At 65.1% G+C, this 22,789-nt stretch carries 19 protein-coding genes, 1 other RNA gene and 1 pseudogene; 10 read left to right on the forward strand and 11 right to left on the reverse strand.

What is annotated here, in order from left to right:
- The first annotated feature begins 219 nt into the window (after positions 1 to 219).
- The 5 genes from anr to mdtI all read left to right on the forward strand — a co-directional run bounded on the left by anr (position 220) and on the right by mdtI (position 3,764).
- A complete protein-coding gene (gene anr / locus LJF27_RS18750; RefSeq protein WP_003087262.1) occupies positions 220 to 954 on the forward strand; it encodes a transcriptional regulator Anr in 735 nt (244 codons plus the stop codon).
- 85 nt (positions 955 to 1,039) lie between these two features.
- Positions 1,040 to 1,588, forward strand: coding sequence for an adenine phosphoribosyltransferase (locus tag LJF27_RS18755; protein WP_003087259.1), 549 nt, complete (start codon positions 1,040 to 1,042; stop codon positions 1,586 to 1,588).
- A gap of 239 nt (positions 1,589 to 1,827) precedes the next feature.
- Positions 1,828 to 2,664 carry a metal-dependent hydrolase gene (locus LJF27_RS18760; RefSeq protein ID WP_023096841.1) on the forward strand — a complete coding sequence of 279 codons (837 nt, stop codon included), beginning with the start codon at positions 1,828 to 1,830 and terminating at the stop codon, positions 2,662 to 2,664.
- 408 nt (positions 2,665 to 3,072) lie between these two features.
- Positions 3,073 to 3,441: a multidrug/spermidine efflux SMR transporter subunit MdtJ gene (locus LJF27_RS18765; RefSeq protein WP_003087256.1), complete on the forward strand. Its 369-nt coding sequence runs from the start codon at positions 3,073 to 3,075 to the stop codon at positions 3,439 to 3,441.
- Positions 3,435 to 3,764 (forward strand): multidrug/spermidine efflux SMR transporter subunit MdtI, encoded by a 330-nt coding sequence (mdtI, locus tag LJF27_RS18770; protein ID WP_003103934.1) that lies wholly within the window; start codon positions 3,435 to 3,437, stop codon positions 3,762 to 3,764. Before LJF27_RS18765 ends, mdtI begins: the two co-directional genes overlap by 7 nt.
- 525 nt (positions 3,765 to 4,289) lie before the next feature.
- Here the strand turns inward: mdtI and LJF27_RS18775 are convergent.
- A pseudogene (locus tag LJF27_RS18775) lies at positions 4,290 to 4,487 on the reverse strand (TetR family transcriptional regulator); the annotation flags it as partial.
- Positions 4,488 to 4,579: 92 nt separating this feature from the next.
- Here LJF27_RS18775 and LJF27_RS18780 point away from each other — a divergent pair.
- The 3 genes from LJF27_RS18780 to LJF27_RS18790 all read left to right on the forward strand — a co-directional run bounded on the left by LJF27_RS18780 (position 4,580) and on the right by LJF27_RS18790 (position 7,660).
- Positions 4,580 to 6,163, forward strand: coding sequence for a flavin-containing monooxygenase (locus LJF27_RS18780; RefSeq protein ID WP_003121915.1), 1,584 nt, complete (start codon positions 4,580 to 4,582; stop codon positions 6,161 to 6,163).
- On the forward strand, positions 6,160 to 7,047 hold the full coding sequence (locus tag LJF27_RS18785) for an SDR family NAD(P)-dependent oxidoreductase (protein WP_023096842.1): 888 nt from the start codon (positions 6,160 to 6,162) through the stop codon (positions 7,045 to 7,047). The genes LJF27_RS18780 and LJF27_RS18785 overlap by 4 nt, the downstream gene beginning before the upstream one ends.
- 73 nt (positions 7,048 to 7,120) lie before the next feature.
- Entirely contained in the window at positions 7,121 to 7,660 is a 540-nt protein-coding gene (locus LJF27_RS18790; RefSeq protein WP_003103931.1) for a CbrC family protein, read from the forward strand.
- A 12-nt stretch (positions 7,661 to 7,672) separates the two neighbouring features.
- On the opposite strand, the gene LJF27_RS18795 is transcribed toward LJF27_RS18790, so the two are convergent.
- The 4 genes from LJF27_RS18795 to dnaX all read right to left on the reverse strand — a co-directional run bounded on the left by LJF27_RS18795 (position 7,673) and on the right by dnaX (position 12,072).
- Positions 7,673 to 8,821, reverse strand: a complete 1,149-nt coding sequence (locus LJF27_RS18795) for an acyl-CoA dehydrogenase family protein (protein ID WP_003103930.1) — start codon at positions 8,819 to 8,821, stop codon at positions 7,673 to 7,675.
- A gap of 122 nt (positions 8,822 to 8,943) precedes the next feature.
- The gene (recR, locus tag LJF27_RS18800; protein ID WP_003087237.1) at positions 8,944 to 9,540 is read right to left on the reverse strand and encodes a recombination mediator RecR; all 597 of its coding nucleotides are present in this window, start codon (positions 9,538 to 9,540) and stop codon (positions 8,944 to 8,946) included.
- 78 nt (positions 9,541 to 9,618) lie between these two features.
- The gene (locus tag LJF27_RS18805) at positions 9,619 to 9,945 is read right to left on the reverse strand and encodes a YbaB/EbfC family nucleoid-associated protein (RefSeq protein ID WP_003087236.1); all 327 of its coding nucleotides are present in this window, start codon (positions 9,943 to 9,945) and stop codon (positions 9,619 to 9,621) included.
- A gap of 45 nt (positions 9,946 to 9,990) precedes the next feature.
- Complete coding sequence (dnaX, locus tag LJF27_RS18810; protein ID WP_058132602.1) at positions 9,991 to 12,072, reverse strand: DNA polymerase III subunit gamma/tau; 2,082 nt, start codon at positions 12,070 to 12,072, stop codon at positions 9,991 to 9,993.
- A 36-nt stretch (positions 12,073 to 12,108) separates the two neighbouring features.
- On the opposite strand from dnaX, the gene LJF27_RS18815 reads away from it, so the two are divergent.
- Complete coding sequence (locus LJF27_RS18815; protein WP_003120462.1) at positions 12,109 to 12,975, forward strand: substrate-binding periplasmic protein; 867 nt, start codon at positions 12,109 to 12,111, stop codon at positions 12,973 to 12,975.
- Between the two features lie 46 nt (positions 12,976 to 13,021).
- Here the strand turns inward: LJF27_RS18815 and ffs are convergent.
- From ffs to LJF27_RS18845, 6 genes are all read right to left on the reverse strand, one after another.
- An RNA gene (gene ffs / locus LJF27_RS18820) (signal recognition particle sRNA small type) lies at positions 13,022 to 13,118 on the reverse strand.
- A gap of 110 nt (positions 13,119 to 13,228) precedes the next feature.
- Complete coding sequence (locus LJF27_RS18825) at positions 13,229 to 13,606, reverse strand: hypothetical protein (RefSeq protein ID WP_003083354.1); 378 nt, start codon at positions 13,604 to 13,606, stop codon at positions 13,229 to 13,231.
- A 45-nt stretch (positions 13,607 to 13,651) separates the two neighbouring features.
- Positions 13,652 to 16,036, reverse strand: a complete 2,385-nt coding sequence (gene ligA, locus LJF27_RS18830; RefSeq protein ID WP_003083353.1) for an NAD-dependent DNA ligase LigA — start codon at positions 16,034 to 16,036, stop codon at positions 13,652 to 13,654.
- Positions 16,037 to 16,126: 90 nt separating this feature from the next.
- Positions 16,127 to 16,996, reverse strand: a complete 870-nt coding sequence (gene zipA / locus LJF27_RS18835) for a cell division protein ZipA (RefSeq protein WP_003083352.1) — start codon at positions 16,994 to 16,996, stop codon at positions 16,127 to 16,129.
- A gap of 164 nt (positions 16,997 to 17,160) precedes the next feature.
- The gene (gene smc, locus LJF27_RS18840) at positions 17,161 to 20,649 is read right to left on the reverse strand and encodes a chromosome segregation protein SMC (protein WP_023116644.1); all 3,489 of its coding nucleotides are present in this window, start codon (positions 20,647 to 20,649) and stop codon (positions 17,161 to 17,163) included.
- A gap of 25 nt (positions 20,650 to 20,674) precedes the next feature.
- Positions 20,675 to 21,334, reverse strand: a complete 660-nt coding sequence (locus LJF27_RS18845) for a GntR family transcriptional regulator (protein WP_003083350.1) — start codon at positions 21,332 to 21,334, stop codon at positions 20,675 to 20,677.
- 179 nt (positions 21,335 to 21,513) lie between these two features.
- On the opposite strand from LJF27_RS18845, the gene alkB2 reads away from it, so the two are divergent.
- On the forward strand, positions 21,514 to 22,647 hold the full coding sequence (alkB2, locus tag LJF27_RS18850) for an alkane 1-monooxygenase AlkB2 (RefSeq protein ID WP_003083349.1): 1,134 nt from the start codon (positions 21,514 to 21,516) through the stop codon (positions 22,645 to 22,647).
- Positions 22,648 to 22,789 lie beyond the last annotated feature (142 nt).

Consider the following 22,789-nt stretch of genomic DNA (forward strand, 5'->3'; position numbering starts at 1 on the left):
TCTTCCATTGGATCGGCCCACGCGTCGCGAACTTGAGCCCCCTTTTCGTCGCCCCTTGACAGGGTGCGACAGGTAGTCGCAGTTGTTTGACGCAAGTCACTGATTGGAAACGCCATCGGCCTGTCAGAAATGGTCGTTGCCAGACCTATGGCTGGCACCCGCATCGCGGCTGCGTTACCCTTACTCCTGTTGTGCCTTTAACCTAGCAAGGACCCCTCAATGGCCGAAACCATCAAGGTGCGCGCACTGCCCCAAGCACACTGCAAGGATTGCAGTCTGGCCCCGCTGTGCCTCCCCCTGTCGCTGACCGTGGAAGACATGGATTCGCTGGACGAGATCGTCAAGCGCGGTCGTCCCCTGAAGAAAGGCGAATTCCTGTTCCGCCAGGGCGATCCTTTCGGCTCGGTCTTTGCCGTGCGCTCCGGCGCCCTGAAAACCTTCAGCATCACCGATGCCGGCGAAGAGCAGATCACCGGCTTCCACCTGCCCAGCGAGCTGGTCGGCCTGTCCGGGATGGATACCGAGACCTATCCGGTATCCGCCCAGGCCCTGGAAACCACCTCGGTCTGCGAGATTCCCTTCGAGCGCCTGGACGAACTGTCCGAGCAGCTGCCGCAACTGCGCCGCCAACTGATGCGCCTGATGAGCCGGGAAATCCGCGATGACCAGCAGATGATGCTGCTGCTGTCGAAGAAGACTGCCGACGAGCGCATCGCCACCTTCCTGGTCAACCTGTCGGCGCGCTTCCGTGCCCGTGGCTTCTCCGCCCAGCAGTTCCGCCTGGCCATGTCGCGCAACGAGATCGGCAACTATCTCGGCCTGGCCGTGGAAACCGTGTCGCGGGTCTTCACCCGCTTCCAGCAGAACGGCCTGATCAGCGCGGAAGGCAAGGAAGTGCACATCCTCGACTCCATCGAGCTGTGCGCCCTCGCCGGCGGCCAGCTGGAAGGCTGAAGCGCCTGCGAACCGCCAACGGGCCCGCCTCAGCGCGGGCCCGTTGTATGATGGGCCCCGAAAAACGCCCAGCCCAGGATCTTCCATGATTTTCGACGAGTTCACCCTCAAGTCGCAGATCCGCGCCGTGCCGGACTTTCCCAAGCCCGGCGTGGTGTTCCGCGACATCACCCCGCTGTTCCAGTCGCCACGCGCGCTGCGCATGACCGTGGACAGCTTCGTCCAGCGCTACATCGAGGCCGATTTCAGCCACATCGGCGCCATGGATGCCCGCGGCTTCCTCATCGGCTCGGCGGTGGCCTATGCGCTGAACAAGCCGCTGGTCCTGTTCCGCAAGCAGGGCAAGCTACCCGCCGACGTACTCGCCGAGGGCTACCAGACCGAATACGGCGAGGCCTTCCTCGAAGTACATGCCGACAGCCTCTGCGAAGGCGACAGCGTACTGATCTTCGACGACCTCATCGCCACCGGCGGGACCCTGCTGGCGGCCGCGAGCCTGGTACGACGCCTCGGGGCCAGGGTCTTCGAGGCCGCGGCGATCATCGACCTGCCGGAACTCGGCGGCTCCACTCGCCTGCAGGACGCCGGCATCTCCACCTTCAGTCTCACCGCGTTCGCTCTCGACGAGCGTTGATACGCCGGGGCGCGCCCTGGCGCCCCGCGTTCGATCCTTGCGCCCCATCTTCCGTCTGGTCGAGCCGACCTGGCCATTAATGACTTCGAAATGGCCAGGAATGACCTCCCACTGTTGGACAACCCTGCAATAATTACATCAGCTAATGACACATTCAGAGGTGTTATAGCGAACTCGCCATAGGGAACCCGAGGAAACCTGTGCGTTTCCCCTCCCCAGAACAACAAAAGGAGTTAGCCATGACTGCCACTGGCACCGCCTCCCCGGTTCGCGCCAATTTCCCCGTGCGGCGGATGGATTTCAGCTTCAGCGAAACCCCGAAGTACTGGTGGGACGGCCAACCCTTCATGACCCAGTTCATGAACAACCTGTCCTCGCTCTTCCCCTACGGCGAAAAATTCTTCGTCGATAGCGTACGCGCGGTGCGCGACCGCCTGGAGGATCCGCAACTGAAGAAGGACGTCAGTGCCTTCATCGGCCAGGAGGCGATGCACTCCAAGGAGCATGCCGCCTACAACGAATATGCCGAGGAGCACGGGGTCGACCTGGAGTGCCTCGAACTGCGGATCAAGGTCCTGCTGGAAAACGTCAGCAAGGTCACCACCAGGAAACACCAGTTGGCGATCACCTGCGCCCTCGAGCATTTCACCGCGACCATGGCCGCGCAGCTGCTCAAGCGCGAAGACCTGACCATCCAGATGCAGTCGCCGAAGATGTACAAGCTGTGGATGTGGCATGCCATCGAGGAGAACGAACACAAGAATGTCGCCTACGATGTGTACCAGAAAGTCTACGGCGGCTACTTCACCCGGGTTCTGGTGATGATGCTGACCACCCTGATGTTCTTCGGCGTCATCGGCTGGTTCCAGCTCGACCTGCTACGCAAGGACGCCCAATTGTTCAACTGGCGCTCCTGGAAGCATGGCCTGGGCACCCTGTTCGGCCTGCGCAAGGGCTTCTTCACCCGCCTGCTGCTGCCCTACCTAGACTACTACCGGCCGGGCTTCCACCCCAGCGACCACGACACCGCGAAACTGGAGAAATACTGGAAGGACAAACTGGCCTTCGCCGATTGAAGCCCGCCTCCGCCAGTGCCGCTCCGCCCCCGACGCCAGGCCCCGCCTGGCGTTTCTTATTCGAGAGAAGAACAGGATATTGCACACGGAAAAGCCTCCGTTTCGACTACCGTTTCTGAATCCGCCATTTTACGGAGGAAATAATTAGTCAATTCCTATCGATTGGCTTTTTACGATGCCCTGAGGTAATATCATGTTCATTATGTTGAACACTAAGGCATTACCTCTCCCCACTTCCCGTCTGGTCTCCCACGAGCGTCACTGGACCGGCGACCTCTAGCTCCCTCCCTCGACACCTGCTGTCGGTGGCGACCGCCCCTGCGCTTCGCGGTCTTTCCCGCCCCTCGCCACCGCTCTTCGTCATCTTTGGCCGCGGCCTCCATTCCGCGGTGCCCATGGGAGGGCAACATGCGTTCCTGGATCTATCTGTTACTGGCTATCGGCGCCGAAGTGATCGGCACCACCTCGATGAAACTGGCCGCCACCCACGCCCCTGTCGCAGGCATGCTGCTGATGTACGGGATGATCGGCCTGTCCTATTTCTTCCTCGCCCTGGCGGTCAAGCGTGTCCCCGTCGGAGTCGCCTACGCCCTTTGGGAAGGCATTGGCATCGTCCTGATCACGGCGGTCAGCGTCGCCTGGCTGGGCGAAAGCATCGGCCTGTACAAGGCCGTCGGCCTCGGCGTGATGATCGCCGGCATCCTGCTGATCAAGTCCGGCACCCGCAACGCCAGCGGCACGCCGGCGCAGCCCCGTGGGGAGGCCGTCACATGCTGACCCTGAACTGGATTCCCTTCGCCTGGCTCGGCCTGGCGATCGCCCTTGAGGTCGTCGCCAACCTGCTGTTGAAATACTCCGACGGTTTCCGCAGGCGCGGCCTCGGGATCGCCTCGATCCTCTGCGTGATGGCCGCCTTCACCGCGCTGGCGCAGGCGGTGAAGGACATCGAGCTGTCACTCGCCTATGCGATCTGGGGCGGCTTCGGCATCCTCGCCACCGTCGCCATGGGCTGGGCGCTGTTCGGCCAGCGCCTGGCCTGGCGCGGCTGGCTCGGCCTGTTGCTGCTGCTGGCCGGCATGAGCCTGCTCAAGCTGGCCTGACGCCTCGGCGTCCAACGAAACGCCCATCATCTGCAGGACCGCGGCGCCGGTGAACAACAGCAGTATCTGTTCCTCACCCAGGGCGCAGATTTCCCGACGCCGCTCCGGCTGGCCGATATAGTCCAGCGACAACTGAAACAGCTGGCGGCCGATCAGGCTGGAGAGGCGACGGATGGTCGCCTCGCTCACCGCCGGCAACAACCTGAATTCGATGATGTCCTCCGACATGTCCTCGGCGAACTCATCCATGATCTGACGCAGGGCACCACGCAGCACCGGCGAAGCCCCATGCAGTTCGCGCACGCCGACGATGAACGCGGCGGGATTGCTCTCCACGAAGTCGAAGAACAGCCGCACCGTCTCCCGGCAGACCCGCCGCCCCCTTTCCAGGTCCAGCCCGAACGGCGTCGTCTGCGCTCGGGCGCCGGGCGCCGCACGAGTCGCGGCCTCGCGGCGAAGCTGGCGCAGCGGCTGGCGCAGCTGGGTAGAGATGTCGCGGATCATGGTCAGGCCAAGATCGTCGATATCGCGGAAATGCCGATAGAAGGTGTTCGGATTCAGACCCGCCTCGCGCGCCAGCTCGCGCAAGCCGATGGCCCCCAGGCTGCGGCTGCTGCTGCCCAGGCGCAAGGCCGCCTCCAGCAAGGCACGTTTGCCGGGAGCGTCGGCAACCCTGTCCTTCGTTTCGTTCATATCGCTCATGTTCCACCTGGTTGTTTCCATGCGCCACAAGTTCGGCCGTTGCGCCGCGCCGACCCTACCTAAGGTTGGCTTGACCCTGAAGTATACAGATGTCTACATTCGCAGGTAGACGAGTGTATACGCCAGCAAACAATCATAACAGGAGCTTGGCCATGAGTACCCAACCCACCCCTGCCGCCGCCCGGCACTGCAAGGTCGCCATCATCGGCACCGGTTTCTCCGGGCTGGGGATGGCGATCCGTCTCCGCCAGGAAGGCGAGGACGACTTCCTGATCTTCGAAAAGGACGCCGGCGTCGGCGGCACCTGGAGAGTCAACAACTACCCTGGCTGCGCCTGCGACGTGCAATCCCACGTCTATTCCTTCTCCTTCGAAGCGAACCCGGAGTGGACGCGGATGTTCGCCCGCCAGCCGGAAATCCGCGCCTATCTGGAGAAGTGCTGGGAAAAATACCGCTTGCAGGAAAAGACCCTGCTGAACACCGAGATCGGCAAACTGGCCTGGGACGAGCGGCAAAGCCTCTGGCACCTGCATGACGCCCAGGGCAACCATTACACCGCGAACGCCGTGGTTTCCGGCATGGGCGGCCTGTCCACCCCGGCCTATCCACGCCTCGATGGCCTGGAGAACTTCCAGGGCAAGGTCTTCCATTCCCAGCAGTGGGACCATGACTACGACCTCAAGGGCAAGCGCGTGGCGGTGATCGGCACCGGCGCCTCGGCGATCCAGTTCGTCCCGGAGATCCAGCCGCTGGTGGCCGCGCTCGATCTCTACCAGCGCACTCCGCCATGGATCCTGCCCAAACCCGACCGGGCAATCAGCGAAACCGAGCGCCGGCGCTTCCGGCGCTTTCCGCTGGTGCAGAAGCTCTGGCGCGGCGGCCTCTACAGCCTGCTCGAAGGGCGGGTGCTGGGCTTCACCTTCGCCCCGCAGGTAATGAAGCTGGTGCAGCGCCTGGCGATCCGCCACATCCACAAGCAGATCAAGGATCCGGAACTGCGCCGCAAGGTCACGCCGGACTACACCATCGGCTGCAAGCGCATCCTCATGTCGCACAACTACTACCCTGCCCTGGCTGCCGCCAACTCCACGGTGATTACCGAAGGCATCCGCGCCGTCACCGCCAATGGAATCGTCGACGGCAACGGCCGGGAACGCGAGGTCGACGCGATCATCTTCGGTACCGGCTTCACCGCCAACGACCCTATCCCCCGCGGAGTGGTCTTCGGTCGCGACGGCCGCGACCTGCTGGACAGCTGGACCAAGGGCCCGGAAGCCTACAAGGGCACTACCACCGCCGGCTTCCCCAACCTGTTCTTCCTGATGGGACCGAACACCGGCCTCGGCCACAACTCGATGGTCTACATGATCGAGTCGCAGATCGCCTACGTCCTCGATGCGCTGAAGCTGATGAAGCGCCGCGAACTGCTCAGTCTCGAGGTCAAGGCCCCGGTGCAGGAACGCTACAACGAATACCTCCAGCGCAAGCTGGACCGCAGCGTCTGGAGCGTGGGCGGTTGCAAGAGCTGGTACCTGCATCCGGTCAGCGGCCGCAACTGCACCCTGTGGCCGGGATTCACCTGGCGCTTCCGTGCCCTGACCCGGCAGTTCGACGCCTCCGCCTACCACCTCACCACGACACCGCTCGCCGCCCTGAGCAACGAAGCCCGCCAACAGGCCGAAGGGGTACCCGCATGAAGTCGTTCGAAAACAAAGTCGCCGCCATCACCGGCGCAGGCTCGGGCATCGGTCGCGCCCTGGCCGTGGAGCTGGGCAGGCAGGGTTGTCACCTGGCCCTGGCCGACGTCAATGCCGCAGCTCTCGAGGAAACCCGCCAATTGCTCGCCAGCAGCGGGGTACGCGTCTCCACCGCGGTCGTCGACGTGGCCGACCGCGAGCAGGTGCAGGCCTGGGCCGACAAGGCGGCCAGCGAACATGGCCGGGTGAACCTGATCTTCAACAACGCGGGCGTCGCCCACGCCGGTACCGTGGAAGGCAGCGACTACTCGGAATACGAGTGGATCATGAACATCAACTTCTGGGGCGTGGTGAACGGTACCAAGGCGTTCCTTCCGCACCTGAAGGCCTCCGGCAACGGCCACGTGGTCAATGTCTCCAGCGTCTTCGGGCTGTTCGCCCAGCCCGGCATGAGCGCCTACAACGCCACCAAGTACGCGGTGCGCGGCTTCACCGAGTCGTTGCGCCAGGAACTGGACATGGAGGACTCCGGCGTCTCCGCCAGTTGCGTGCATCCCGGCGGGATCAAGACCAACATCGCCAAGACCGCGCGAATGAACGAGAGCATGGCCAAGGTCACCGGCCAGGCTCCGGACAAGGCTCGCCAGCAATTCAACGACCAGTTGCTGCGGACCACCCCGGAGAAGGCCGCCCAGGTCATCCTGCGCGGCGTGCAGCGCGACAGCCGGCGCATCCTGATCGGCACCGACGCCCACGCGATCGACGTGATGCTGCGCCTGGCACCAGTGCTCTACCAGCGCCTGGTCACCGCCAGCATGCGCCTGGCAGCGCGCTTCGCGCCGCGCCCGAAGAGCCCCCAGGGCGCCCGCGAAGCCAGCGAGTGAACAGGCCCGCCGGGTAGCCGCTAGGCTGCCCGGCACGTCATACTCGACGGCCAGTCTCCAGGGTACGGCCGTCATGAACCCTCCCCTTCCTCACTTCCGCTACCATCCCGAACCGCTCGCCAGCGGCAGCATCGAGGCTTCCGCCACCACCTGCCAGTGCTGTGGCAAGGCTCGTGGCTACGTCTACACCGGTTCGCCCTATTCCCGCCACGAGTTGCCGCCCGGCAGCCTTTGCCCCTGGTGCATAGCCGACGGCAGCGCGGCCGCGCGCTACGAAGCGAGCTTTTCCGACGACTATCCGCTGCTCGACGCCGGCGTCGCCGCGGATATCGTCACCGAAGTCTGCGAGCGCACGCCCGGCTACACCTCCTGGCAGCAGGAGCGCTGGCTGGTTTGCTGCGAGGATGCCTGCGCCTTTCGCGGCGACGCGGGGCGTGAGGAAATCGGGCAACTGGGAGCCGAGGGCCTGGCGCAGCGCTTCGCCGATTTCGCCTGGCCGGCTATCACCTGGCAACGCCTCGTCGACGCCTATACGCCCGGCGGCAATCCGGCCATCTACCGCTTCGACTGCCTGCACTGTGGCCAGGCGCATTACGACCTGGACTTCACCTGATAGAACGCGGCCCTACAACCCCATCTGCTTGCCGATGATCTCGTTCATGATTTCCCGCGAACCGCCGCCGATGGAGAGAATCCGGTTGTCGCGATACAGCCGCTCCACCAGGCTTTCGCGCATGTAGCCCATGCCGCCGAGCACCTGCACGGCATCATAGGTCAGGCGATCGGCGACATCGGTGGCGAAGTTCTTGGCCATCGATATCTCCTTGATCACGCTCTTGCCGGCGGCCATCTTCGCTGCCTGGCGATAGGTGAACTCCCGGGAAACCTCCAGTTGCGTGGCCATTTCCGCGAGACGATGGCGCAGCACCTGGAACTTGCCGATCGGCTTGCCGAACGCTTCTCGCTCGCGCGCCCAGCGCAGCGACTCCTCCAGAGCCAGTTGCGCGGTCATGTTGGCCATCACCGCCAGGGCCAGGCGCTCGCTCTGGAAATTGGCCATGATGCAGGCGAAGCCGGCATTCTCCACGCCGATGAGGTTTTCCGCAGGCACCCGGCAGTCGTCGAAGAACAGTTCGGCGGTATCCGACGCCCACCAGCCCATCTTCTTCAGCTTGCGGCCGACACTGAACCCGGCAGTGCCCTTCTCCACCAGCAGCAGGCTGATGCCGGCGAAACCCTCGCCGCCGGTACGCACCGCCACCGTGTAGTAGTCCGCGCGCACGCCGCTGGTGATGAAGGTCTTGCTGCCGCTGACGCGATAGTGATCGCCATCGCGCACCGCACGGGTCTTCAGGTTGGCCACGTCGGAGCCGCCAGAGGGCTCGGTGACCGCCAGGGCCATGATCTTCTCGCCGCGCAGCACCGCCGGCACTACCCGCTCGCGCACCTCGGGACGGGCCCACTTGACCACCGGAGGCAAGCCGATATCCAGCGATCCCAACCCGGCGACCAAGCCGCCGGAACCGCAGCGCATGAGCTCTTCGCTGGCCGCCACCTTGGCGAACAGATCGCCTTCGCAACTGCCGCCGTAGGCTTCCGGGTAGCCGATGCCGAGGATCCCGGCCGCGCCGGCCTTGAGATAGAGTTCGCGGGGAAATTCCTCGGCCTCCTCCCATTCATCGATGTACGGCAACACCTCGCGCTCGACGAAACGGCGAACCGAATCCCGGATCAGTTGATGGGACTCGTCGAAGTACTGCTGGAAGTCAGTCATGGCCGGGCTCCTGATGGGAGCCTCAGAACTTACCTAGCGCTTGCTTGGTTTTCAATACGGGAAACTGGCCATCGGCGAGGGCGTATAGGCCGCCCGTCCTACGGATACGGGAGGCACAGAGCTCAGGAGATCGGCCGCCGTCCGGCCAGGGCGTGGGCCAAGGTGCCGCCATCGACCAGCTCCAGCTCGCCGCCCAGCGGCACGCCATGGGCGATACGCGACAAGGTCAGGCCACGGCCGGCCAGTAGCTGGGCGATATAGTGGGCGGTGGCCTCGCCTTCGACGGTGGGGTTGGTGGCGAGGATCACCTCGCTGAAGGCTCCGTCCCTGATCCGCGCTTCCAGTTCGGGAATGCCGATCGCCTCCGGCCCCAGGCCGTCGAGCGGCGACAGGTGTCCCTTGAGCACGAAATAGCGGCCGCGGTAGCCGGTCTGCTCCACCGCGAATACGTCCAGCGGGCCTTCCACCACGCAGAGCAGCGAGTCGTCGCGTCGCGGGTCGGCGCACTGCGGGCACAACTCCTCCTCGCTGAGGGTACGGCACTGCCGGCAATGACCGACCCCTTCCATCGCGGCGGTCAACGCCTGGGCCAGCTTCAGGCCGCCGCTGCGATCGCGCTCCAGCAGCATCAGCGCCATGCGCTGGGCCGACTTCTGCCCGACACCGGGAAGAATGCGCAGGGACTCGATCAGTTGGCGGATCAGCGGGCTGAAACTCATGCAGGACTCGTCGGATAGAGGGAGGGGAATGGCTGCCGGGCGCCGTCCGAAGAAGGCGGACCCGGCACGAACGCGGGATCAGAAGGGCATCTTGAAGCCGGGCGGCAGTTGCATGCCCGAGGTGAAGCCGGACATCTTTTCCTGGTTGTTCTGCTCGATCTTGCGCACCGCATCGTTGACCGCGGCCGCGATCAGGTCTTCGAGGATTTCCTTGTCTTCCTGCATCAGGCTGTCGTCCAGGCTTACGCGCTTGACGTCGTGGCGCCCGGTCATCACCACGCTGACCAGACCGGCGCCGGATTGCCCGGTCACTTCGGCGTTGGCCAGTTCTTCCTGCATCTTCTGCATCTTTTCCTGCATCTGCTGCGCCTGCTTCATCAGGCCGGCCATGCCACCTTTCATCATGTTCTTCACCTCGAATGTCGTCTTGTTGCGTGCGCCAAGCGCCGGTCAGGCCTTGGCTTCCAAAGGTTCGATGGTACCGTCACGGACCACCGCGGCGAACTGCTCGCGCAACTGCCGGACCAACGGGTCGGCATCGATCGATGCCTCGGCCGCCCGCTGGCGCTCGGCACGCCGGCGTGCCGCTGCCTGGGCCGGGGTCTCCTGCTCAGGCTTCTGCAGGGTCACCTCCAGTTTGAGGGTGCGCCCCAGGTGCTGGTTCAGCGCATCGTTCAGCCGCCGCTGCTGGGTGGCGTTGAACAGCGCGCTCTGGCCCGGATCGAGATGCAGATGCCAGTGGTCGCCGTCGGCAGCTACCAGCGTACAGTTGGCACCGATGCTGGCGGTCAGGCCGCCGAGGCCGAGCCGCGGGAACAGCTCCAGCCACTCCGCGGCCAGGCCGGTGGCCGGCTTCGCCGCCGGCAGCGGCTCCTCCACCACGACCACGTCAGGCTCGGGCGCGGCATCCAGGTAGGCCAGGGTATCCATGTCGACTTCGTAGTAATCGTCTGCGGGCGGTGGCTCGTCGTCCTGCTCGTCCTGCTCGTCAGGTGCTACCGGCAACGCAGCCGGCAGGGCTTCCAGAACGGTTTCCACCACCGCCTCGACCGCCACTGCCGGAGGGATCGAGGGAGCCTCCACGGCTAGCGGCTCGGGCTCGGGCTCGGGCTCGGGCTCGGGCTCGGGCTCGGGCTCGGGCTCGGGCTCGGGCTCGGCAGCGAGGCTCGGCGCCGGCTCTTCCCAGGGCAAGTCGACGACCTCTGCTGCGGCGGCGGGCTCTTCGACAACCGCTTCCGCGACGCGCGCCTCGACCGCCGCCGGCGGCGCGGATGGCGCTGCCGGCGGGGCAGCCGGGGCTTCGACGGGCGCAGCCACGACAGGCGCGGGAGCAACGGCAGCGACCGGCGCAGGCGAGGCCGCGCCGGCCACGGGGGAGTTGGCGGGATCAGTCGTGGCCTTGCTGATCCCCAGGTCCTTTAGCGGCGTCCTCGGCGCGCCGTCGGCGTCCGCCGGGCGGAACGCGAGCATCCGCAGCAACACCATCTCGAAGCCGCTACGCGGATCGGGCGCCAGCAGCAGGTCGCGGCGGCCGATCAGGCCCATCTGGTAATAGAACTGTACGTCTTCCGCCGGCAACGCCTGGGCCAGGGCCAGCACCCGCTCGCGGTCGCCCTGGCCATTGTCGATCGCTTCCGGCAGGGCCTGGGCGATCGCGACGCGGTGCAGCACGTTGAGTATTTCGGCAAGCACGCCGCCCCAGTCCGGCCCCTGCTCGGCCAGGTGGCGCACCGCTTCGAGCAGGGCGCGCGCATCGCCCTCCAGCAAGGCCTGGAGCACGCCATAGACCTGGCCGTGATCGAGGGTACCGAGCATCGCCCGCACGTCTGCGGCCAGCACCTTGCCCTCGCCGAAGGCGATGGCCTGGTCGGTCAGGCTCATGGCGTCACGCATCGAGCCGTCGGCGGCGCGCCCGAGCAACCACAGGGCGTCATCCTCGAAGGGCACGTTCTCGGCTCCGAGCACGTGGGTCAGGTGCTCGACCACCCGCTCCGGCGGCATGTTCTTCAGGGAGAACTGCAGACAGCGCGAGAGGATGGTCACCGGCAACTTCTGCGGGTCGGTGGTGGCCAGCAGGAACTTGACGTGCGGCGGCGGCTCCTCGAGGGTCTTGAGCAGCGCATTGAAACTGTGCGACGAGAGCATATGCACTTCGTCGATCAGGTAGACCTTGTAGCGTCCGCGGGTCGGCGAGTACTGCACGTTGTCGAGCAGCTCGCGGGTATCCTCGACCTTGGTCCGGCTCGCGGCGTCCACTTCGATCAGGTCGACGAAGCGGCCTTCGTCGATTTCGCGACAGACCGAGCATTCGCCGCACGGCGTGGAGCTGACCCCGGTCTCGCAGTTCAGGCACTTGGCCAGGATCCGCGCGATGGTGGTCTTGCCGACCCCGCGGGTACCGGTGAACAGGTAGGCATGGTGCAGCCGCTGGTTGTCCAGGGCGTTGATCAGAGCCTTGAGCACATGGGTCTGGCCGACCATTTCACGGAAGGAACGGGGACGCCATTTACGCGCAAGAACTTGATAACTCATCGAAAACCGTCGCAGAAGGGAAGCACAAGTCGGCCAATGCTAGCGCAATTTACCCCTTCTGCGCTCGCCGACTTGGCAAACTGCGTGCTAAGAATTCCCCTGGCCCTTCAGCAGCCCTCGTCGGTGGCAATGACTCTACCTTCCCTGACATCGTTCATGCCTCATTTCGGCGCACCGGCGCTGCTCCTGCTGCAGTTGCTCGCGGCCCTGCCAGCGACGGCCGCGGAGACCGACGCGACGCCATTGCGCTTCTCGGTGATGGAAAGCTGGAGCATGCCGTTGGTCCGCCTGCAACGGGGCCAGCCGATCGACGGCATCGTCTACGACATCACCCGCTCCCTTGCCCGGCAGGTCGGCCGCAAGGCGCTCTACCACCCCTACCCGCGCGGGCGCATCGAGCAGGCGATGAACGCTGGCGAAATCGATGTCCGCTGCTACATCAGCCCCGCCTGGCTCAGCCACGACTTCCCCGGCTATCGCTGGAGCGTCGCGCTGCTGGTGCAACGCGACATCCTGGTCGCCCGCGAAGGCTTCGCGCCGATTCCCGAGGCGCTGCCGGCCCAGCGTATCGGTACCGTCCTTGGCTACAGCTATCCCCGCTTGCAAGCGCTGTTCGACATCGGCCGACTGCGCCGCGACGATGCGCGCACCCAGGATCTGGTGCTGGAAAAGCTGCGCGCCGGCCGCTACCGCTACGCGGTCAGCCATCAACTGTCGCTGCACTGGAGCAACCGCCAGGCGCCGGGGCAGCCGCCACTCCAGGAAGCCGCGCAGCTCGAAGAGACGGCGGTGAGCTGCATGGTGCGGGACTCCGCAGAGGTTCCGGTGGAAGCGATACTGAAGACGTTCGAGGAAATGAAGCGCAGCGGAGAGATCGAGGAGATACTGCAGCGCTACCGATAAGAGCGGCGGCGGCGTGCGGAAAATGGCGGGCCTGAAATGGAGGCGGCCCCGCCAGCCACACCCCGGCACACGATGTTCCCGCTGTGGCTGCTTCCTTCCGGACCTGACCAGGTTGACGGGTAATCGTTGCGGGGGGACCGACAGGGCCACCATTGCAGCCTACCCTCGGGTAGGCCGCGCCATTCTACCGGCTTGCGCGTAAGTTACAACCACTTCAAGCACTTACGTTTGCAATCCATTTCGCGAAAGCGGTTCATTGCTGCTGGATCAGACCCTCCGGCGGCGGCTGGGTCGATACGCTCAGCTCGGTATCGACATACAGGTCCAGGGTGCCCCAGCCCGGCTTGGTGCTGAACGACGCATACTTCTCCTCACCGCGATGGAAGGAGAAGGCGATCCGGTAATCGCTGCCGCCGAACAGCTTCACCGGAAACTCGCGGACCTGGCCGGGCCGGATCTCCCCGGAGAAGGTTTCCACGCCCTGCTCCTTGTAGCTGTAGGCGATCGGCGCCGAAGCCTGGCCACTGTAATGCAGCAGGATGCGCGGCCGCTCGCTCCAACCCACGTAGGCGCCGAACAGCACCACCAATGCGAGCACGCCCAGCAACCGCTGCTTTCTTGCCTTGTCCATCGTTAACTCCAGTCTTCGGAAATCTTTCGCAGCAGCGCCGCCGCTTCAGCGGGCGACGCCGTGCTCGTCGAACAGTTTCAGCAGGCCGTCTTCGTCGAGCACCTTCACGCCCAGCTCGTTGGCCTTGGCCAGCTTCGAGCCGGCGCCGGGCCCGGCGACCACGCAGTGGGTCTTGGCCGACACCGAGCCGGCCACCTTGGCGCCGAGCCCTTCCAGCTTGTCCTTGGCCACGTCCCGGCTCATCGCCTCCAAGGTGCCGGTCAGCACCCAGGTCTGCCCGGCCAGAGGCAGGCCTTCGACCGCCTTGCGCTCGCTCTGCCAATGCATGCCGAACTCACGCAACTGCGCCTCGATGGCCAGGGCACGCTGCACGTTGGCCGGCTCGTCGAAGAAATCGCGCAGGCTTTTCGCCGCTCGCTCGGGCAGACGCTCCACCTGGCGTAGATCGAGCCAGTCGGCGCGGATGATGCCGTCGAGCGAACCGAAGCGGCTGGCCAGCTTTTCCGCGCCGGTGGCGGCGATGAAGGGAATGTTCAGCTTGTCGATGAAACCGGCCAGCGAGGCACAAGCGGCGAACTCCGCGGCGACCTCGCCCTCTTCCTGCAACTGCACGCCATGTTCGGCATCGCGCAACTGGGCGATCACCTGGCGGTTGTGCTCGTCGGCGAAGAAGTTGTGGATCTCGTAGGCCACCTCGGCGCCGACGTCCGGCAGGTAGGTCAACACTTCCGGCAGCGCCTTGCCGATCCGCTCGAGCGAACCCAGCGAACGCGCCAGCAGCTTGGCGGTTTCCTCGCCGACGTCGGGAATCCCCAGGGCGAAGATGAAGCGCGCCAGCGAAGGCTTGCGGCTGTCGGCGATGGCCGCCAGCAGGTTGTTGGTGGACAGCTCGGCGAACCCTTCCAGCTCGAACACCTGTTCATAGGTCAGGGTATAGAGATCCGCCGGCGAGGCGACCAGCCCGCGATCCACCAGTTGCTCGACGATCTTGTCGCCAAGACCGTCGATGTCCATTGCCCGGCGCGATACGAAATGGATGATCGCCTGCTTCAACTGCGCCTGACAGGAGAGGCGGCCGACGCAGCGATAGATGGCGCCCTCGCTGATCGACTCCTTGCCCTTGCTGCGCTTGACCAACTGGGTCCGCTCCACGGCCGAGCCGCAGACCGGGCAATGCTCGGGCACCTCGATAGCCTGCGCATCCGCCGGGCGGCGCTCGAGCACCACCTGCATGACCTGCGGAATCACATCGCCAGCACGGCGGATCACCACCGTATCGCCGATGCGCAGGCCCAGGCGGGCGACTTCATCCATGTTGTGCAGGGTCGCATTGGACACCGTGACGCCGGCCACCTGCACCGGCTTGAGGCGTGCCACCGGGGTCACGGCGCCGGTGCGGCCGACCTGGAACTCGACACCCAGCAGCTCGGTCAGCTCCTCGCGCGCGGGGAACTTGTGGGCGATCGCCCAACGCGGCTCGCGCGCGCGGAAGCCCAGTTCGCGCTGGAAGGCGATGCGGTTGACCTTGAACACCACGCCGTCGATCTCGTAGGCCAGCGCATCGCGTCGGCGACCGATGTCGTCGTAGTAGTCGCGGCAGGCCTGGGCGCCCTTGACCAGGCGCAGCTCGCGACTGATGGGGATACCCCAGCCGCGGAACGCCTCGAGGATGCCCACCTGGGTGTCCGGCAGCGTCCCGCTGACTTGGCCGAAGCCGTAGGCACAGAACTCCAGCGGGCGACTGGCGGTGATCTTCGAATCCAGCTGGCGCAGGCTGCCGGCCGCCGCGTTGCGCGGGTTGGCGAAGGTCTTGCCGCCGGTTTCCACGGCCTTGGCGTTGAGCGCCTCGAAACCGGCCTTGGACATGAACACCTCGCCGCGCACTTCGAGGATCTCCGGCCAGCCTTCGCCATGCAGCTTCAGAGGTACGTTGCGAATGGTGCGTACGTTGCTGGTGATGTCCTCGCCGGTGCTGCCATCGCCGCGGGTGGCGCCGCGCACCAGTTGGCCGCGCTCGTAGAGCAGGCTGACGGCCAGGCCGTCCAGCTTCGGCTCGCAACTGTACTCGACCTCCGCGCCACCGCCGAGCAGGTCGCCGCCAGGCAACAGGTCGGCCAGTCCTTCGCGTACGCGGCGGTCGAAGTCCAGCAGGTCCTGCTCCTCGAAGGCGTTGCCGAGGCTGAGCATGGGGATCTCATGGCGCACTTCGCCGAACGCCGAGGCCGGCGTGCCGCTGACCCGCTGGGTCGGCGAGTCGGGCGTCAGCAGTTGCGGGTACTCGGCCTCCAGCGCCTGCAACTCGCGGAACAGGCGATCGTATTCGGCGTCGGGAATGCTCGGTTCGTCGAGCACGTAGTAACGGTAATTGTGGGTGTCCAGTTCGGTTCGCAGTTGCGCGATGCGTTCGGCGGCAGCCTGGGTGTCGGTCATGGTGGGAGTCCGTGAAACGAAAAGAGCAGCCTCGGCTGCTCTATAGAGTAGTTCGCCCCCTCCCGTACGAAGAAAGGGGCTGTGGCCGGATCAGCGCTTCTGCATCAGGCTGCGACGCTCATGGTCGATGATGCGCTGGCGGTAGTGCTCGATGGTCTGGGCGGTCAACACGCTGCGCTGCTCGTCCTTCAGCTCGCCGTTCAGCTCGTGGGCCAGCTTGCGCGCGGCGGCAACCATCACGTCGAAGGCCTGCTTCGGATGGCGCGGCCCCGGCAGGCCGAGGAAGAAGCTCACGGCGCGGGTGCTGAAGTTGTCGATGTCGTCCAGGTCGAAAGTGCCCGGTTTCACCGCATTGGCCATGGAGAACAGGATCTCGCCATTGCCGGCCATGCTTTCGTGGCGATGGAAGATGTCCATGTCGCCGAAGCGCAGGCCGCTCTCGAGGATGTTCTGCAACAATGCCGGCCCCTTGAAGCCGCTCTCGTCGCGGGCGATGACGTTGATGATCAGCACCTCGTCGACCGGGGCAGGTTCGGCAGCAACCGCAGGGGCTTTCTCCCGCTCTTTCTCCTTGCGGCCCTTCGACTTGCCCTTGCGCGGCTCCACCGTCTCGGCGGCATCGCTCGGGTCCGCCTCCAGGGCCAGCCCCTCGTCGAGGTCCAGATCGCCCTGGCGCGGCTCTTCCTGGCGCTTGCCGCCCTTGCGTTCCTTGGCTTCGCGGGCGCTGACGCTGGGCAGGTCCTGTTCGTCGAAGGATGGCTCGCGATGCTCGACCACGCGCGCCGGCCCCAGCAGTTCAGCCGAGTCGCCGTCGTCGTCCGGCAGATTGGCGAAACTGCGGTCGAGCTTGAACTTCAACTTGCCCTTGCCGCCCCGCATCCGCCGCCAACCGTCGAAGAGAATGCCGGCGATCACGATAAGCCCGATAACGATAAGCCATTCGCGCAGACCGATATCCATGTAATTCCGTAGCCCCTAGTGAAAATGGTGAATAAAAAATGAAAAAAGGACGTCCTGTCCCTTGAAACGTGGAGCCAACCTTGTTCTGACAGAACTTTCCCACGCGATACAAAAAGTGGCCATTAAACTAACATGCCCATGCACAAGTTTACACTGCCTGACACTCAGGCTTCAGCCAATGCGACCGCCTCTTCCACGTCAACTGCAACAAGCCGTGAACAGCCCGGCTCATGCATGGTCACGCCCATCAACTGATCGGCCATTTCCATGGCGATCTTGTTGTGGGTGATATAGATGAACTGCACCTTTTCCGACATCTCCTTCACCAATCGCGCATAACGTCCGACGTTGGCATCGTCCAATGGCGCATCGACTTCGTCGAGCATGCAGAACGGCGCCGGGTTCAACTGGAAGATGGCGAATACCAGCGCCAGCGCGGTCAGCGCCTTTTCCCCGCCGGACAACAAGTGGATGGTGCTGTTCTTCTTGCCCGGCGGGCGCGCCATGATCGCCACACCGGTATCGAGTAGATCTTCGCCGGTAAGTTCCAGATATGCCGTACCGCCGCCGAATACCTTCGGGAACAATGCCTGAAGGCCAGCATTGATCTGGTCGAAGGTTTCCTTGAAACGATTGCGGGTTTCCCGGTCGATCTTGCGGATGACGTTTTCCAGCGTCTCCAGCGCTTCGGCCAGGTCGTCGTTCTGCGAGTCCAGGTAGCGCTTGCGCTCGGACTGCTGCTGGTACTCCTCGATCGCCGCCAGGTTGATCGGCCCCAGACGCTGGATGCGCGCCGCGAGACTCTCGAGACGCTCCTCCCAATCGCGTTCGCTGGCATCCAGGGGCAGGTTGGCCAGTACCGTATGCAGGTCGTAGCCGTCTTCGGCGAGCTGCTCCTGCAAGGCTTTGCGCCGCACCACCAGCCCCTGCCACTCCAGGCGCTGCTGCTCCAGCTGGCCACGCAGCAGTTGCGATTGCTGCTCGGCCTGGCCGCGGCGCTTCTCCACCTCGCGCAGTTCGCGATCGGCGTCTTCCAGGGCCAGCCGCGCCTGCTTGAGTTCGTCCTCGACGGCCATCCGCCGCTCCAGCAACTCCTCGAGTTTCATGCGCAGCTCTTCCAGCGGTGCCGCCCCCTCCTCCAGATTGAGGTTGAGCTGTTCGCAACGCTCGTTGAGGCGCGCCGACTGCTGGTCGAGGCGCTCCAGGGCCTGCTGGGTGGAATTGTGCTGCGCCTTCAGCGAGCCGACCCGCACCGCCAACTGGTGCGCATGGTCCTTGTGGGTGCGGGCATCCTGGCGAATCCGGTCGAGCCGTTCGCGCAGGGCGTCACGCTCCGCCAGCAGGGTTTCCCGGCGCTCGGTGTCCAGCGCCATGCTATCCAGCGCTTCCTGCAGGGTCAGGCGCGCCTCGCTCAGTTGCTCCTGTTCCAGCGCGCGCTGCTCGGCCAGTTCCGCCACTTCTTCGTCGAGACGGCGGCGACGCAGTACCAGTTGCTCGACCTTGGCCTGCTGCGCGGACAACTGCGCCTTCAGCTCGCCGTGCCGGCGCCCCTCCTCCTGGACCTGGCGCCGCACCTGCTCGCGCGCGCCTTCCAGCTCGCGCTGCTCGTCGCGGGCCGCAGCCAGACGCTCCTCGCCTTCGGCGACACGGGTTTCCAGGGCCTCCCGCCGCTCCTGCAACGCCTCCAGTTCCTGGGCGCGGGCGAGCATGCCGCCCTGGGCCTCGTCGCTGCGCCGGACCCGCAGGAAGTGCCGGCCGACCCAGTAGCCATCGCGACTGATCAGGCTCTCGCCGTCGTCCAGGGCGCCGCGCTGGGCGAGCGCCTGCTCCAGGGTCTCCACCGGTTTCACCCGGGTCAACCAGGGACTCAGGTCGGCGTCGGCGCGGACCTTGTCCAGCAGCGAACCGGCCGCCGTCGCGGCTCCGCGAGCGGGGCTGAGCAGGCGCAGCTCGCCCTTGCCGAAGCCGGCCAGGGCGAGCCCGTCGAAGCCGTCCAGCAAGACCGCCTGCAGATCCGCGCCGAGCACGGTCTCCACCGCCAGCTCCCAGCCCGGCTCGACACGCAAGCCTTCGGCGAGGCGCGGACGTTGTTCCAGGCCCTGCTCGCGCAACCACTCCAAGGCGCCCTGTCCGGGATCGAGAGCGGCCTGCTGCAGGGCCTCCAGCGAAGCGATGCGCCCGTTCAGGCGCTGCAACTCGCCCTGCGCCTGGTGCTGTTCGGCGGCCAGTTGCTGCAATTCCTGGCGCAATTGTTCGAGTCGCTCGGCTTGGCCCTGCTCCTGCAATTGCAGTTCTTCCAGGGCCAGTTCGGCGATCGCCACCTGTTCGTTGAGTTCGAGGATCGCCGCGTCCTCGGGGTCGGCCGCCAACTGGCCACGCTCCTCCTGCAGGCGCCGCTCGCGATCCTGCAGGCGCTCCAGGCTCTGCTCCAGGTGCTGGATGCGCGACTGCTGCACCTCGGCCTGGCGGCGGGGTTCGGCGCTCTGCTGGTTGAAGGCATCCCACTGCTGCTGCCAGGCCTGCATGCCCTGCTCGGCCTGTTCCAGGGCGATGCCCGCTTCTTCCGCGGCGGCCGCGCTGAGTTCCTGTTCCGGTGCGAGCATGGCCATTTCCTCGGCCAGGGTCGCGAGCAAGGTACGGTCGTGCCCGAGGTGCGATTCGGTTTCCTGGCGGGTCCGTTCGGCTTCGCGCAAGTCGTCCTGCAACTGGCGCTGGCGCTGCTGGCCATGCTGGATGCTCTGCTCGACCCGGGCGATGTCGCCGCCGACCGAATAGAAGCGTGCCTGCACCTGGTTGAAGCGTTCGGACAACTCGTGATGGCCGTCGCGCAGCCGTTCGATGCCGGCATCGGCACCGCGCTGCTCGGCTACCAGGGCCTCGAAGGCGACCTCCTGGTCGCCGATGACCCGCTCGCGCTGACCGACCTGCTCGTTCAGGTCGCGCCAGCGCACGGCACCCAGCTGGGCCTTGAGCTGGCGCTCCTCGGCCTTGTGCTCCTGGTATTTTTCCGCCGACTGGGCCTGCCGGTGCAGGCGTTCCAGTTGCCGCCCCAGCTCTTCGCGCAGGTCGGTGAGGCGTGCCAGGTTTTCCTGGGTCCGACGGATGCGGCTTTCGGTTTCGCGGCGGCGCTCCTTGTACTTGGAAATGCCCGCGGCTTCCTCGATGAAGTTGCGCAGGTCTTCCGGACGCGCCTCGATCAGCTTGGAGATCATGCCCTGTTCGATGATCGAGTAGCTGCGCGGCCCCAGGCCGGTTCCGAGGAAGATGTCGGTGATGTCGCGCCGCCGGCACTTGGTGCCGTTGAGGAAATAGGTGTTCTGCCCGTCCCGCGAGACCCGCCGGCGAATGGATATCTCGGCGTACTGGGCGTATTCGCCCACCAGGGTGGTCTCGGCGTTGTCGAAGATCAGCTCGATGCTCGCCTGGCTCACCGGCTTGCGGGTATTCGAGCCGTTGAAGATGACGTCGGTCATCGACTCGCCGCGCAGGTTCTTCGCCGAGCTTTCGCCCATCACCCAGCGCACCGCGTCGATGATGTTCGACTTGCCGCAGCCGTTCGGCCCTACCACTGCCGCCATGTTGCTGGGGAAGTTCACCGTGGTCGGATCGACGAAGGACTTGAACCCCGCCAGCTTGATGCTCTTCAGGCGCATGCGTGCGCTCCCGCCAGGGTCGCCATCAGCGTTCGGCGAGCGCGGCCAGCACCAGCTGGCAGTTGTGGCGGCCGTATTCCAGCAGGACCTCGCGGATCCTCGCCTCGTCACGGGCGATCACCGCTTGCAGGAGCTGAGCAAAACTGCCGAGGAACTGGTTCATTTCCGCCTTGCGCCGTTCCAGCGCCAGGTGGTAGGCGCGACTCACCGCCGGCAGCAGGTTTTCGACGGTCTCCTGCAGGTAGGGATTGTTCGCGAAAGGAAAGGCCGCGCGCATGATGTCGAAGCTGGCCTCGACGAAGCCGTCGATATCGCTTTGCGCCAGGTTGTTCAGCAGGCGCTGCTGGATGACCAGGAACGGTGCCAGCTCGGCTTCGCTGCGCCAGCGCCGGGCGACGCTTTCCGCCAGCAGGATGTAGAGCTGCACGATCAGCGCGTAGAGGCTTTCCACATGTTGCGGGGACAGTTCGGACACCTGGGCGCCGCGGCGCGGCAGGATGTTCACCAGGTGGCGGCGTTCGAGAATCAGCAGCGCCTCGCGGACCGAGCCGCGACTGACGTTGAGGGTCTGGGTGACCTTCTGCTCCTGGATACGTTCCCGTTCCTTGAGTTCTCCCCGGATGATGCGTTCCGCGAGGTGGTGGGCGATCTGCTCTGCCAGGCTGTCCGGGGCCTTGAACGTCATGGTGATCCTTTATCCAGGGGCGCGTTTTCCGGGGGTATATGGATGGGAAGTGTAACACAGGGCGTTACCCCGCCGGCTTCCCGGCGAAGCGGCGGACAGAACGAAGGTTGGGATGGGGCAGGCCGGCCAAGGGAGGACAATTGTCAGACAATCTAACAAGATAAATACGAGGACTTCCCATGTTTGCCTCGCTTTCCTCTGCCTGGATGCTGCGTCTGAAAAAGTACGGCTACTGGATCTGGCTGATCGCGGTGCTCGGCATCCCGCTCAGCTACTGGTGGTCGCTCGGTAGCGACTACCCCAACGCCTGGCCCTGGCTGGTGATCAGCGTGGTGTTCGGGCTGATCCCGATCCTCGATGCCATCGTCGGCCGCGATCCGGCCAACCCCGAGGAAGCCAGCGAAGTGCCGGAGATGGAAGCACAGGGCTACTACCGCGTACTGTCCCTGGCCACCGTCCCGCTGTTGCTGGGCATGCTCGTCTGGTCCGGCTGGATCCTCGCCCACGAGACCCGCTGGGACTGGGTCGGCCAACTGGGCTGGATCCTGTCGGTGGGCACCGTGATGGGCGCCATCGGCATCACCGTCTCCCACGAACTGATCCACAAGGACCCGCAACTGGAACAGAACGCCGGCGGCCTGCTGCTGGCAGCGGTGTGCTATGCCGGCTTCAAGGTCGAACACGTGCGCGGCCACCATGTACACGTCTCGACCCCGGAAGATGCCTCGTCCTCGCGCTACGGCCAGAGCCTCTACTCGTTCCTCCCGCACGCCTACAAGCACAACTTCCTCAACGCCTGGCGCCTGGAGGCCGAGCGCCTGAAGCGCAAGGGCCTGCCGGCCCTGCACTGGCGCAACGAGCTGATCTGGTGGTACGCCATCAGCGCCCTCTTCCTGCTCGGCTTCAGCCTGGCCTTCGGCTGGCTGGGAGCGATCTTCTTCCTCGGCCAGTCGGTGATGGCCTTCACCCTGCTGGAGATCGTCAACTACGTCGAGCACTACGGCCTGCATCGGCGGCGCCTGGACAACGGCCGCTACGAACGCACCACGCCGGAACACTCGTGGAACAGCAATTTCCTCCTGACCAACCTGTTCCTTTTCCACCTGCAGCGCCATTCCGACCACCATGCCTACGCCAAGCGCCGCTACCAGGTGCTGCGCCACTACGACAGCAGCCCGCAACTGCCCAACGGCTACGCCGGGATGATCGTCCTCGCCCTGTTCCCGCCGCTCTGGCGCGCGGTGATGGACCCGAAGGTGCGCGCCTACTATGCCGGCGAGGAATACCAGCTTACCGACACCCAGCGCATCTGAGCGTCCCGCCCCTGGGAAACGGCACCTTCGGGTGCCGTTTTCGTTTATGGGCAAACTGACTGACCTACAGGTCAAAAAATTATTTGACTCAAAAGTCAGTTTTTTCTAGATTCGCCTCCATAGCTCCTACCGTGGAGCCCTG

The organism is Pseudomonas sp. 203-8, from assembly GCF_020708595.1.
Classification (GTDB): Bacteria; Pseudomonadota; Gammaproteobacteria; order Pseudomonadales; family Pseudomonadaceae; genus Pseudomonas; species Pseudomonas aeruginosa.

What these genes read in the sequence shown, in the direction of transcription:
- ligA (WP_003083353.1), bottom strand. Translation starts at nt 16,036, where the DNA reads ATGACCGACACCCAGGCTGCCGCCGAACGCATCGCGCAACTGCGAACC.
- LJF27_RS18755 (WP_003087259.1), top strand. Translation starts at nt 1,040, where the DNA reads ATGATTTTCGACGAGTTCACCCTCAAGTCGCAGATCCGCGCCGTGCCG.
- LJF27_RS18815 (WP_003120462.1), top strand. Translation starts at nt 12,109, where the DNA reads ATGCTAGCGCAATTTACCCCTTCTGCGCTCGCCGACTTGGCAAACTGC.
- LJF27_RS18785 (WP_023096842.1), top strand. Translation starts at nt 6,160, where the DNA reads ATGAAGTCGTTCGAAAACAAAGTCGCCGCCATCACCGGCGCAGGCTCG.
- LJF27_RS18845 (WP_003083350.1), bottom strand. Translation starts at nt 21,334, where the DNA reads ATGACGTTCAAGGCCCCGGACAGCCTGGCAGAGCAGATCGCCCACCAC.
- alkB2 (WP_003083349.1), top strand. Translation starts at nt 21,514, where the DNA reads ATGTTTGCCTCGCTTTCCTCTGCCTGGATGCTGCGTCTGAAAAAGTAC.
- LJF27_RS18825 (WP_003083354.1), bottom strand. Translation starts at nt 13,606, where the DNA reads ATGGACAAGGCAAGAAAGCAGCGGTTGCTGGGCGTGCTCGCATTGGTG.
- dnaX (WP_058132602.1), bottom strand. Translation starts at nt 12,072, where the DNA reads ATGAGTTATCAAGTTCTTGCGCGTAAATGGCGTCCCCGTTCCTTCCGT.
- recR (WP_003087237.1), bottom strand. Translation starts at nt 9,540, where the DNA reads ATGAGTTTCAGCCCGCTGATCCGCCAACTGATCGAGTCCCTGCGCATT.
- anr (WP_003087262.1), top strand. Translation starts at nt 220, where the DNA reads ATGGCCGAAACCATCAAGGTGCGCGCACTGCCCCAAGCACACTGCAAG.
- LJF27_RS18760 (WP_023096841.1), top strand. Translation starts at nt 1,828, where the DNA reads ATGACTGCCACTGGCACCGCCTCCCCGGTTCGCGCCAATTTCCCCGTG.
- zipA (WP_003083352.1), bottom strand. Translation starts at nt 16,996, where the DNA reads ATGGATATCGGTCTGCGCGAATGGCTTATCGTTATCGGGCTTATCGTG.
- LJF27_RS18765 (WP_003087256.1), top strand. Translation starts at nt 3,073, where the DNA reads ATGCGTTCCTGGATCTATCTGTTACTGGCTATCGGCGCCGAAGTGATC.
- LJF27_RS18795 (WP_003103930.1), bottom strand. Translation starts at nt 8,821, where the DNA reads ATGACTGACTTCCAGCAGTACTTCGACGAGTCCCATCAACTGATCCGG.
- LJF27_RS18805 (WP_003087236.1), bottom strand. Translation starts at nt 9,945, where the DNA reads ATGATGAAAGGTGGCATGGCCGGCCTGATGAAGCAGGCGCAGCAGATG.
- smc (WP_023116644.1), bottom strand. Translation starts at nt 20,649, where the DNA reads ATGCGCCTGAAGAGCATCAAGCTGGCGGGGTTCAAGTCCTTCGTCGAT.
- LJF27_RS18790 (WP_003103931.1), top strand. Translation starts at nt 7,121, where the DNA reads ATGAACCCTCCCCTTCCTCACTTCCGCTACCATCCCGAACCGCTCGCC.
- mdtI (WP_003103934.1), top strand. Translation starts at nt 3,435, where the DNA reads ATGCTGACCCTGAACTGGATTCCCTTCGCCTGGCTCGGCCTGGCGATC.